The sequence below is a fragment of the Nonomuraea sp. NPDC001684 genome (assembly GCF_053596515.1).
Window position 1 is genome coordinate 1 of the sequence record NZ_JBSFGJ010000350.1, and the last position, 9,859, is coordinate 9,859.

At 72.6% G+C, this 9,859-nt stretch carries 13 protein-coding genes; 6 read left to right on the forward strand and 7 right to left on the reverse strand.

From position 1 onward, the window contains the following. A partial coding sequence (locus ACWCSD_RS39075; RefSeq protein ID WP_449922466.1) for a response regulator occupies positions 1-391 on the reverse strand: 391 nt, incomplete at its 3' end. Here ACWCSD_RS39075 and ACWCSD_RS39080 point away from each other — a divergent pair. From ACWCSD_RS39080 to ACWCSD_RS39090, 3 genes are all read left to right on the forward strand, one after another. Continuing rightward, positions 306-1,469 (forward strand): outer membrane lipoprotein carrier protein LolA, encoded by a 1,164-nt coding sequence (locus tag ACWCSD_RS39080; protein ID WP_397155962.1) that lies wholly within the window; start codon positions 306-308, stop codon positions 1,467-1,469. The genes ACWCSD_RS39075 and ACWCSD_RS39080 overlap by 86 nt on opposite strands. Beyond that, on the forward strand, positions 1,466-2,443 hold the full coding sequence (locus ACWCSD_RS39085) for an ATP-binding cassette domain-containing protein (RefSeq protein WP_449922468.1): 978 nt from the start codon (positions 1,466-1,468) through the stop codon (positions 2,441-2,443). The genes ACWCSD_RS39080 and ACWCSD_RS39085 overlap by 4 nt, the downstream gene beginning before the upstream one ends. A gap of 91 nt (positions 2,444-2,534) precedes the next feature. Further along, positions 2,535-3,485 carry an ABC transporter permease gene (locus ACWCSD_RS39090; protein ID WP_449922470.1) on the forward strand — a complete coding sequence of 317 codons (951 nt, stop codon included), beginning with the start codon at positions 2,535-2,537 and terminating at the stop codon, positions 3,483-3,485. Positions 3,486-3,559: 74 nt separating this feature from the next. Here ACWCSD_RS39090 and ACWCSD_RS39095 read toward each other — a convergent pair whose 3' ends face one another. Together ACWCSD_RS39095 and ACWCSD_RS39100 are read right to left on the reverse strand one after the other, a co-directional pair. Further along, positions 3,560-4,294 carry a YcnI family copper-binding membrane protein gene (locus tag ACWCSD_RS39095; RefSeq protein WP_449922472.1) on the reverse strand — a complete coding sequence of 245 codons (735 nt, stop codon included), beginning with the start codon at positions 4,292-4,294 and terminating at the stop codon, positions 3,560-3,562. 49 nt (positions 4,295-4,343) lie between these two features. Continuing rightward, the gene (locus tag ACWCSD_RS39100) at positions 4,344-4,880 is read right to left on the reverse strand and encodes an MFS transporter (protein ID WP_387669739.1); all 537 of its coding nucleotides are present in this window, start codon (positions 4,878-4,880) and stop codon (positions 4,344-4,346) included. Between the two features lie 132 nt (positions 4,881-5,012). Between ACWCSD_RS39100 and ACWCSD_RS39105 the strand changes: the two genes are divergently transcribed. Further along, on the forward strand, positions 5,013-5,504 hold the full coding sequence (locus ACWCSD_RS39105) for a hypothetical protein (protein WP_397155971.1): 492 nt from the start codon (positions 5,013-5,015) through the stop codon (positions 5,502-5,504). Here ACWCSD_RS39105 and ACWCSD_RS39110 read toward each other — a convergent pair. The 4 genes from ACWCSD_RS39110 to ACWCSD_RS39125 form a co-directional block, all read right to left on the reverse strand. Then, positions 5,498-6,241 carry an ABC transporter ATP-binding protein gene (locus ACWCSD_RS39110; protein WP_449922474.1) on the reverse strand — a complete coding sequence of 248 codons (744 nt, stop codon included), beginning with the start codon at positions 6,239-6,241 and terminating at the stop codon, positions 5,498-5,500. The two genes, ACWCSD_RS39105 and ACWCSD_RS39110, sit on opposite strands and share 7 nt — an antisense overlap. Before the next feature lie 2 nt (positions 6,242-6,243). Then, complete coding sequence (locus ACWCSD_RS39115; protein ID WP_387669736.1) at positions 6,244-7,032, reverse strand: ABC transporter permease; 789 nt, start codon at positions 7,030-7,032, stop codon at positions 6,244-6,246. Next, the gene (locus ACWCSD_RS39120) at positions 7,025-7,720 is read right to left on the reverse strand and encodes an ABC transporter permease (protein WP_397155977.1); all 696 of its coding nucleotides are present in this window, start codon (positions 7,718-7,720) and stop codon (positions 7,025-7,027) included. Before ACWCSD_RS39120 ends, ACWCSD_RS39115 begins: the two co-directional genes overlap by 8 nt. Before the next feature lie 189 nt (positions 7,721-7,909). Next, the gene (locus tag ACWCSD_RS39125; RefSeq protein WP_397155979.1) at positions 7,910-8,320 is read right to left on the reverse strand and encodes a hypothetical protein; all 411 of its coding nucleotides are present in this window, start codon (positions 8,318-8,320) and stop codon (positions 7,910-7,912) included. A gap of 103 nt (positions 8,321-8,423) precedes the next feature. On the opposite strand from ACWCSD_RS39125, the gene ACWCSD_RS39130 reads away from it, so the two are divergent. Both ACWCSD_RS39130 and ACWCSD_RS39135 read left to right on the forward strand, forming a co-directional pair. Next, positions 8,424-9,398, forward strand: a complete 975-nt coding sequence (locus ACWCSD_RS39130) for an alpha/beta hydrolase (RefSeq protein ID WP_397155981.1) — start codon at positions 8,424-8,426, stop codon at positions 9,396-9,398. A 148-nt stretch (positions 9,399-9,546) separates the two neighbouring features. Beyond that, a partial coding sequence (locus ACWCSD_RS39135) for a siderophore-interacting protein (RefSeq protein ID WP_449922478.1) occupies positions 9,547-9,859 on the forward strand: 313 nt, incomplete at its 3' end.

The window sequence follows — 9,859 nt, forward strand, 5'->3', positions numbered from 1 at the left end:
AGCCCGACAGCCTCGGCAGCATGATGTCCAGCACCACGACGTCGTAGTCGCCCTGCCTGGCCGCGTGCAGGCCCTCCTCGCCGTCGTGGGCGAGGTCCACGGCGAACCCCTCGGCCTGCAGCCCGCGCTGGAGGGCCGCGGCCATCCGCCGCTCGTCCTCGACGACCAGTACTCTCATGTGCTGATTCTCCCGTCCCTGAGCTGAGACGCCGCTGAGAAGGCTGAGAGGCGTCTCAGACAGTCTCAGGCCGGCCACAGGATGCATGCCGCAGGCTCTGGTCATCGACATACCGTTAAGGAGTGAGATGCGCAGAGGCACGTTCGTGAGGTGGGGAGTCCCGATCGCCGCGGCGGCGCTGATCGGTGGCGCGATCGGAGCCGGCCCGGTCATCGCGGCGGTGAGCGGCGAGCCCGTCCTGCCCGAGCGTTCGGCCCAGCAGCTGCTGGCCGACGCCGTGGCGGCGACGAGCAAGGGAGGCGGCCTGCCGCCCATGTCCGGCACGGTGCAGCAGACGGCCTCGCTCGGCCTGCCGTCGCTGCCCCAGACCGGCGGTGAGTCGCCGCTGAGCCTGCTGTCCGGCTCGCACGAGATCAAGGTCTGGTACGGCGGCGCCGACCGGTTCCGGGTGGCCATGCCGACCCAGCTGAACGAGACCAACCTGATCGTCAACGGCGACCAGGGCTGGTACTGGGAGAGCGCCACCAACACCGCGACCAGGTTGACCATCAAGCCGGGCACGGGCCAGGAGCACAAGCTGCCCAGCACGCCGCCGACCCAGCTGACGCCGCCGCAGGTGGCCGAGCAACTGCTGGCCAAGGCCGGCGAGCACACCGCGGTCCGCGTGATCAACACCGCGGAGGTGGCGGGCCGTCCGGTCTACCAGCTCGTCCTCGCCCCCAAGGACGAGGGCTCGCTGGTGCAGGAGGTGCGGCTCGCGCTCGACGGCGAGACCTACGTCCCGCTCCAGGTCCAGGTCTACGCCAAGGGCTCGGCCGAACCGGCCTTCCAGGTCGGCTTCACCCAGGTGACGTTCACGCCGCCGGCCGCGGAGAACTTCGCCTTCACCCCGCCCGCGGGCGCCAAGGTGGAGGAGAAGGACCTCAGCGAGCTGGGCGACGCCAAGCGCGCCGAGCAGCACGCCGAGCAGGCCGAGAAGGTCGCGGGCGAGCTCAAGGTCGTCGGCGACGGGTGGACGACCGTGGCCGTCCTGCCGTTCAAGCCGGAGGACCTCACGGCGGCCGGCCGTCCGGCGGCGGGCGAGGGCCCGACGCCCGGCGACGGCTCGAAGGCCGACGTGGGGGCGCTGGCCGACACCGTCCTGAAGTCGGCCACGCCGGTGAGCGGCACGTGGGGCTCGGGCCGGCTGATCAGGACGAAGCTCGTCACCGTCCTGCTGACCGACGACGGCCGCCTGCTGGCCGGCGCGGTCACCCCGGAGGAGATCACCCAGGCGGCGGGCGTCAGGTGACCACCGCCGTCACGCAGGAAGCGGGGGCGCCCTTCGGGGCGGCCCCGCCCTCCGGGGAGCACGCCATCGTCACGCGCGGCCTGACCAAGCGTTTCCGCGGCGGCCAGGTGGCCGTGGACGCGCTCGACCTGGCGGTGCCGCGCGGCTCGGTCTTCGGCTTCCTCGGGCCCAACGGCTCGGGCAAGACCACGACCATCCGCATGCTGCTGGGCCTCATCGCGCCCACCGAGGGGGAGCACTCCCTGCTCGGGCTGCCGCTGCCGCGGGCGCTGCCCCGGGTGGGGGCGGTGGTGGAGGGGCCGGCGTTCTACCCGTACCTGTCGGGCGAGGCCAACCTGATGCGCTTCGACGCCGCCGACCCCACCGCCGTGCGCCGCACCGCGCGGGCGCGCGTCGCCGCCGCGCTCGACCGGGTGGGCCTGACGGCCGCGGCCGGCAAGCGCTACCGCAACTATTCGCTCGGCATGCGCCAGCGACTGGCCATCGCGGCCGCGCTGCTCGGCCCGCGCGAGCTGCTCGTCCTGGACGAGCCGACCAACGGCCTCGACCCGCAGGGCACCCGCGAGGTGCGCGCGCTGGTCAAGGACATCGCCGCCGGCGGCACCACCGTCTTCGTCTCCTCGCACCTGCTGGCCGAGGTCGAGCAGATGTGCACGCACGCCGCCATCATGCGGACCGGCAAGCTGGCCGCCCAGGGCACGATCGCCTCGCTGAACGGCGGCCTGGCCACGCGCGTCCGGATCGAGACGCCCGACGTGGCCGACGCCGCGCGGGTGCTCGGCGGGCTGGGGCTGGCCGACGTGCGGCGCGGCGACGCCGACGTGACGGCCGAGCTGGGCGGCCACGCGCCGGAGCGGATCAACGCCGCGCTGGTCGGCGAAGGGGTCGCCGTACGGGGGCTGGCCGTGCTGCGGCCGAGCCTGGAGGACGTGTTCGTCGGACTGACGGGGGAGGGCTTCGATGTCGACGGCTGACACCTCGGCGCCGGACGCTGAGACAACACACGCGCCGCAGACGCGGGACACCGGGGCGCCGCAGGCGCGGGACGGCCGGTCCGATGGGCGCATGCCCGGCCTGATGCCCGTGACCGAGACGCTGCGCACGGTGGAGCGGCACACATCGGACCCGGCCCGAGAGGCCGCGGCCGTCCCCGCGCGGGACGCCGGGACGGACGCCGCCGACGGCCCGCGGCGGGCGAGGTGGGCGTTCTGGCGGCTGCTCGGCTCGGAGCTGGGCCTGACCTTCCGCCGGCCGCGCAACCTGGTGATGCTGGCCGTGCTCGCCTCCGTGCCGGCCGTCCTCGGCCTCGCCCTGCGCGCGTTCGGCGGCGACGACCGCGACGGGATGGGCGGGTTCATCCAGAGCGTGGCGGGCAACAGCCTCATGCTCACGTTCGTCGCGTTCTCGTTCCTCGTGCTGCTGCTGATGCCGGTCGCCGTCAGCGTGGTCGCCGGTGACTCGGTGGCCGGGGAGGCGGGCGGCGGCACTCTGCGCTACCTGCTGGCCGCGCCCGCGGGACGCACCCGTCTGCTGGCCGTCAAATACCTCAACGCGGTCGTCTTCGCCTACGCCGTCACGGCGGTGGTGGCGCTGTCGGCGCTGGTCACCGGGCTGATCCTGTTCCCGGCCGGGCCGGTGACGCTGCTGTCGGGCACGACGATCTCCATGGGCGAGGGGCTGCTGCGCATCCTCATCGCCGTCGGCTACGTCGGTGCCGGCATGGCGGCGCTGGCGGCCGTCGCGCTGGCGCTGTCGACGTTCACCGAGGTGTCCATCGGGGCGGTGGCCGCCACGCTCGTGCTGGTGGTCGTCTGCCAGGTGCTGCGGGCCTTCCCGGAGCTGAGCGCGGTGACGCCGTACCTGCTGCCGACCAGGTTCACCAACTTCGACGCGGTGCTGCGCAGCCCGATGGACCTGTCGGCGCTGCGGGACGGGCTGCTGGCCTTCGGCGCCTACATCGTGCTGTTCTGCTCGATCGCGTGGGCGCGCTTCTCCGGCAAGGACATCACGTCCTGACCGGGCGGCGCGTCCCCGGCCGGGCGAGGTGCCCGGCCGGGGACGCCGCGTCGCGCGGGTCAGGGGCGCGCGGGTCAGGCCGACCGGCGGCGCAGGCCCAGGGCGCCGACGACGACGCCGATGACGCCGACGACCAGCCCGGCGCCGCCCAGCAGGCGGGCCGTGCCGTCGGAGGAGGAGGCCGCGGAGGCCGCCACCGGCGCCACCGACGGGCCCGTGGCGGCGGCCGGCGCGGCCGAGGCCGACGCGCTCGCGGCGGAGTGGTGGTCGTCGTCGCCGGAGGCCGGGACGAGCTTCAGCGTGGGAACGGGGTGCTCTGCCTCGGTGCCGTCGGACTTGGGCGCGTCGGCCCAGTCGACCACCTCGCCGCCGGAGTACGTCTGCTTCGTCGGGAACGTCAGCGAGTCGACGTCCTTGGGCAGCTGGCCCATGGACACCTCGAACTCCTGGAACTCACCCGGGTTGATCTTGCCGCCGGACCACACGACCGTGGTGACGGCCTCCTCCAGGTCGCCGTACTCCGTCTTGACCGGCTTGGGCAGCTTGCCCTCGGTGATCTTGACGTCCCAGCCCGGCACGGGCTTGACCGACACGAACGCCAGCGGATGGTCGGTGGGGAAGCTGACCTGGACCTTGGTCGTGGCGGCGTCGTCCCGCTCGTTGGGCACCCGGAAGGCCACCTTGGTGAACCCGCCCTGCTCGGCGGTGCCCGGGTTGATGGAGACGTGGGCCAGCGCGGGCAGCGCCAGGCCGGCGGTGAGGGCGGTGGCGGCGGCGAGCACGGTCGCCGCGCGACGGACGAAGGACATGGCGGAACTCCACTTCGGAAAATGACAGGGGTCTACGGGTGTCAGCAGGTCAGGCGGGAAGTGGAGGACCACGCCTGGCCACCCGGTGCCGGAACCCCGGCTGCGGGGGGACCACCCTGGTGTGCACGACCGGGACGCCCGGCCGCACCGCGGGCACGACCGCGAGCAGCGGCGGCACGAGCCGCAACCCCAGCCGGCGCAGCAGCGACCACAGCACGATCTCGCCGCGCGACAGCCACCAGCCGGTCATCAGGGTCGCCGTGAGGTGCGCGAGCAGCATGCCCGCGTTGACGGCCAGGCCCTGGCCGTGGCCGTGCTCGAAGACGTAGGAGGACGGGCTGCCGCCCGCGAACAGCTCGTGCAGGCCGAACTGCGCCACCCCCAGCACGACGTTGATCAGCGGCGCCGAGCGTTCCCTGCCGGACAGCGCCAGCCCCAGGCCGGACACCGCCACCAGGCCCAGCGCCGCCGCCCACGGCCCCGGACGCCCGCCGCCGCCCGCCACGTGGGCGAGGGCAGCGAGGGTCACGCAGACGGCGGCGAAGGCGGCCGTCCGCGCGAGCCGGAGGGGAAGTCGCGCACGCATGTGTGCCACATGGTCTCACGAGGCCCCGTCGCATGAGACCCCTAACTTCCGGGCGGGCTGATGCCTGGTCCGGAAATGGCATTTGTCGCTAGGGTCGTGCCGAGCGCGTTGACATTCGCGTTGACATTTGAGGTGAGAACGTTGCGGCACTTAGCAGGTTTGCTCATCGGCGTCGTGGTCACGGCGGCCGTCCTCGGGGGTGGCGGATGGGCCGTGCAGCAGGCCCTCGCCAGCGCGGCGATTACCCCGCCGCCGCCCGACAACCAGAAGATGTGGATCGCCCTCGGCGCCATGGCCGCGGTCGGGCTGGTCGTCGGCCTCGTCGTGGCCGGCCGGATCTCGCCGCTGGCCACGTTCGTGCCCTCGATGGTGCTGCTGGCCTGGACCGTCGTCTACGCCCTCGACACCGGCAGGGCGCTGTCCCTCATCCCCGACCAGGCGTCGGTCCACCAGATCGTCCTGGACGCCGGCGCGGGCGACAGGACCCTGCTCACCACGGGCGTGCTGGCCCTGCTGGGCGTGGTCCTGTTCATCCCCGTGCTGATGCCCTCCCGCTGGTCGCGCCCGCACGACGACCTCGACGACGACGACTACGAGACCACGCAGGAGGGCGGCTACTACTGAGTGCCGGTGTAGAGCCTGGTCACCACGTCCTCGATGGTGGCCTGCTCCGGCGCCGTGGCCATGAGCTCGGCGAGCGTCCCGTCGAAGGCCAGCCGGCCGTGGTCGATCAGCATGATCCGGCGGCACAGGCGCTCGATGTCGCCGAGGTCGTGCGTGGTCAGCAGCACGGTCGTGCCGCGTTCGGCGTTCTGCCGCTTCAGGAAGCCGCGGATGCTGGCCTTGCTGACCACGTCGAGGCCGATGGTCGGCTCGTCCAGCACCAGCACGTCGGGGGCGTGCAGCAGCGCCGCGGCCAGGTCGCCGCGCATGCGCTGCCCCAGGCTGAGCTGACGCACCGGGGTGCGCAGGAAGGAGCCGAGGTCGAGGGTCTCGGTCAGCTCGGCCAGCCGGACCCGGAAGGTTCCACGATCTACTTTGTAAAGGTGCCGGACCAGTTCGAAGCTGTCCTTGAGCAGCAGGTCCCACCACAGGGTCGTCCGCTGGCCGAACACCACGCCGATGCGCCGGGCGAGCGTGGTGCGCCGGCGCGAGGGGTCGAGCCCGGCCACCCGCACCGAGCCGGTGGTGGGGGTGAGGATGCCGCACAACATCTTGATCGTGGTGGACTTGCCCGCGCCGTTGGGCCCGAGGTAGCCGACGAACTCGCCGGCCGGCACGCTGAACGACAGATCGCGTACGGCGTGCACGACAGTGCGCCTGACCTTGAACGAGCGTCCCGCTTCGCGCAGCTCGATCATCGTTAACTCCCCGTCGATCGGTAGTGCCTGATGCCCTGCCGCCAGGCCGCCGCGGCGGCCAGGGCGAGGACCAGCGCGGCGGCCGGTCCGAGGAAGCGCATGAACCCGGGCGTGCCGAACGGGTCGTCCCGGCCCAGGACGTAGAGGCCGGGCTGCCAGTTGACGAACGCCAGGGGCAGCGCGTACGTGACGCCGCGGACCAGGTCGCGGGCGTAGATGCTGAGGGGGTACTGGCTGAGCTGGTGGGTGCCGTAGGTGAAGGTGTTGACCACCTCCGGGGCGTCGGTCAGCGCGAACTGCAGCGCGCCGGCGAGCGTCCAGAGCGCGGTGAAGATGACGACGCCGGTGACGATCATGACGGGGATCATCCAGGCCCGCCGCCAGTCGAGGCCGAGCGCGGCGACGGCGTAGGCCAGCACGGCCACGGCCTGGACGACGCGGCCGATCCTGGTGGGCGCGAAGCGGTCGGCGGCGATCTGGATCCACGCGGCGGCCGGGCGGATGAGGATCGTGTCGAGCGTGCCGGCCTTGATGTGCTGGCTGATGCGGTCGAGGTTGCTGACGAAGGTGTCGCAGACGGTGAAGGAGACGGCGGAGGCGCCGTACAGGAACAGCACTTCCTCGCGGGTGAAGCCGGCCAGGGTGGTGGTGTTGGCGAAGACGACGAGGATGGCCGCGACGTCGATCGCCCCCGTGACCAGGCCGAACACGACCATCAGGGCGAAGGAGAGGCGGTAGGCGGCCGCCGCGCGGGTCCAGGTCCAGGCCAGCAGGAAGTACGTCCTAACCACCCTGGATCACCACCTTGTGGCGGACGGCGCGGGTGGCCAGCAGGCCGAGGGCGAACAGCGTCGCCGCCCAGAGCGCCTGGAGGGCGAGCGTCTGCCCGACGGGGGCCTTGCCGAGGTAGAGGTCGGCGGGCGCCTGGACCATGGAGGCCCACGGCAGGGCTCTGACCACCTCGCCCAGCGGGCCGGGGAACAGGTGGAGGGGGAGCATCATGCCGCTGAAGAACGTCGTCAGGACCAGGGACACGACGGCCACGCCGCGGTCGTCGGCGAGCCAGCAGACCGACAGTGCGACGAGGTAGCGCCAGCCGAAGCTGATGAGCACGCCGACGAGGAAGCCGGTCAGGGCCGCCGCCCATCCGGCCGGGGAGGCGGGGGTGGTGATGCCGAACAGGGCCGCGCCGAGCAGCAGCGGCGGGAGGCTGCGCACCAGCAGCAGGTACGCGGCCCGGCCCAGGTCCTCGGCCAGCGACCAGAGCTGGAGCGAGGCGGGGCGGACCAGGTCGAGCGCGATGTCGCCGCTGCGGATGCGCTCGGGGATGGCCAGGCCGCCGCCGAACAGCATCATCGGGCCGATGAGGGCCTGGGTGACGAAGCAGTAGGTGACGGCGTCGGTGACGTCGTAGCCGGCCAGGCCGGGGCGGGCCTGCCACAGGGCGATGAGGACGTAGGCGCGCAGGACGCCGAACACGCTGTTGGTGAACGCGCCGGCGAGCGCGGCCCAGACGTAGACGGCGTGTTTGCGGAAGCCGTACCGGACGAGGCGGGCGTAGAGGGGAATGGTGGCTCACCTCCCGAGAGTGAGGACACGGTCACGCGCCGTGCCGGGGGTCGGGCACGGGTCTGCCTTGGCGGAAGCCTGGAATTATCCGCCGGTGGGTCAGCGGTCCGCAACGCGATAAACGAAGCGCAGGCCCGACCAGGTCTCGTCGATGGCCGCGACCTTGTTGTCGACCAGCCCGGCGGCCAGGCCGAAGTCGCGGACGAGGCGGTCCGACAGGTCGGTGGGGATGCCGGAGGCGGGTTTGATCCGGCAGATCCACAGGCCGCCGTTCCTGGCCAGCGCGGCCTTGGCCGGGGGGAACACGCGGTGCAGGGTGGCGGCGTCGGGGCAGAAGAGCAGCACGACGTCGTACGCGGAACGTGCGCCGGCGGCCGGGTCCTGCTCGCGGTGCACGGTGGCGGCGGGTTCGCCGAGGTCGAGGCCGGCGGGGGCGGCGAGGGCCAGGACCTGGTGTCCCGGCTTGATGCCGAGCTTGCGGGGGAGCGGAGTCCCCGAATATCCCGCCATATCCCCAGAGTCGCACAAGGCCGGAATATTCGCGTCAGGGACGAGATCCTTACTGGCCGGTAGAGCCCTGGCGTTCCGGGAAGAAAAGGGGTGGAGGACCGTCATGCGCATCAACAAGGACGTGGCACCCGACTACCCCTTGAGCTGGCAGGCCAGGGCCCTGACCTCGGTCATGTGGGGCACCCTGAAGCCCGCCTCCTCGGTGCTGATGCGTCATCCGCTGGCCCTGATCGGCGCGGCCCGCCTGGGCGAGCTGGCGCAGCTGATGCCGGTGCGCCTTCCCGAGCACGCCGTCGTCGCGCCCGCCGAGGGGCCGGACTGCGGCGGCGAGTGGGTTCGCGCCGGCCGGGTGGACGAGCGCAAGGCGGTGCTCTACTTCCACGGCGGCGGCTACTTCTCGTGCTCGCCGCGTACCCACCGGCCCATCACCTGGCGGCTGTCGGCCGTGGCCCGGCGGCCGGTGCTCGCGCTGGACTACCGGCAGGGGCCGGTGCACCCGCTGGCCGACTCCCTGGCCGACGCGCTGGACGCCTACGAATGCCTGATGCGCAACGGGCACGCGCCCGAGGACATCGTCATCGCCGGGGACTCGGCGGGCGGGCACCTGACGCTGGCCACCCTGCTGGCGCTGCGCGACCGCGGCCTGCCGACGCCCGCCGCGGCGATCTGCCTGTCGCCGTGGGCGGACCTGACCGACATCCCGCGCCGCGCCAACCGCTGGCACGACCCCATGTTGCCGGCGGGCCGGGTGCGCTGGCTGGCCCGCCACTGGACCTGCGGGCTCGATCCGTGGGACCCGCTCGTCTCGCCGGTGCACGGCGACTTCACCGGCCTGCCGCCGCTGATGATCGTCACCGGCTCCACGGAGGTGCTGCGGGACGAGGCCCGCCGGGTGGCCGAGCGGGCCCGGGAGGCGGGGGTGCCGGTGCGGTACGAGGAGTGGCGGCGCATGCCGCACGCGTTCCCCATCCTGGCCGACGTGCTGCCGGAGGCGCGGCTGGCCTTCCGGCACATGTCGGCGTTCCTGGAGGCGGTCGCGGCCCGTGCGGCGCGGCGGGGGGATTCGGCGGCGGCCTGACTGGGCCTGCTGCGTCAGGGTAGCTTGAGCTGATATTTCCCAGTTTGGGGTTGCGCGCGGAGGGCGGCGTCGAGGCGTTGCGGTGGCCATGCGCGTCAATCCCACTGTAAGGTTAGGTATACCTAACTAACATATGGGGGCTGAAGTGATGGCTGACAAGCCCACGGACCACCATCGGGGCGTCGTCCTGCGGACCGAGCGGCTCTCCCCGCACATGATCCGCATCGTGGTCGGCGGCGACGGCCTGCGTGACTTCGCCTGCCGCGGCCTCACCGACCATTACGTGAAACTCGTCTTCCCGCACGAGGGCGTGGACTACCCCGAGCCCTTCAGCGTCAAGCACGTGCGCGAGACCATGCCGCGCGAGCTCTGGCCGCGTCTGCGCACCTACACCGTGCGCGCCTGGGACCCCGACGCCCTTGAGCTGACCCTCGACTTCGTCCACCACGGCCACAAGGGCC

Excerpts from the sequence above, each read along its gene's own strand:
- ACWCSD_RS39100 (WP_387669739.1), bottom strand. The coding sequence starts at position 4,880 with ATGCGTGCGCGACTTCCCCTCCGGCTCGCGCGGACGGCCGCCTTCGCC.
- ACWCSD_RS39080 (WP_397155962.1), top strand. The coding sequence starts at position 306 with ATGCGCAGAGGCACGTTCGTGAGGTGGGGAGTCCCGATCGCCGCGGCG.
- ACWCSD_RS39095 (WP_449922472.1), bottom strand. The coding sequence starts at position 4,294 with ATGTCCTTCGTCCGTCGCGCGGCGACCGTGCTCGCCGCCGCCACCGCC.
- ACWCSD_RS39125 (WP_397155979.1), bottom strand. The coding sequence starts at position 8,320 with ATGGCGGGATATTCGGGGACTCCGCTCCCCCGCAAGCTCGGCATCAAG.
- ACWCSD_RS39130 (WP_397155981.1), top strand. The coding sequence starts at position 8,424 with ATGCGCATCAACAAGGACGTGGCACCCGACTACCCCTTGAGCTGGCAG.
- ACWCSD_RS39110 (WP_449922474.1), bottom strand. The coding sequence starts at position 6,241 with ATGATCGAGCTGCGCGAAGCGGGACGCTCGTTCAAGGTCAGGCGCACT.
- ACWCSD_RS39090 (WP_449922470.1), top strand. The coding sequence starts at position 2,535 with ATGCCCGGCCTGATGCCCGTGACCGAGACGCTGCGCACGGTGGAGCGG.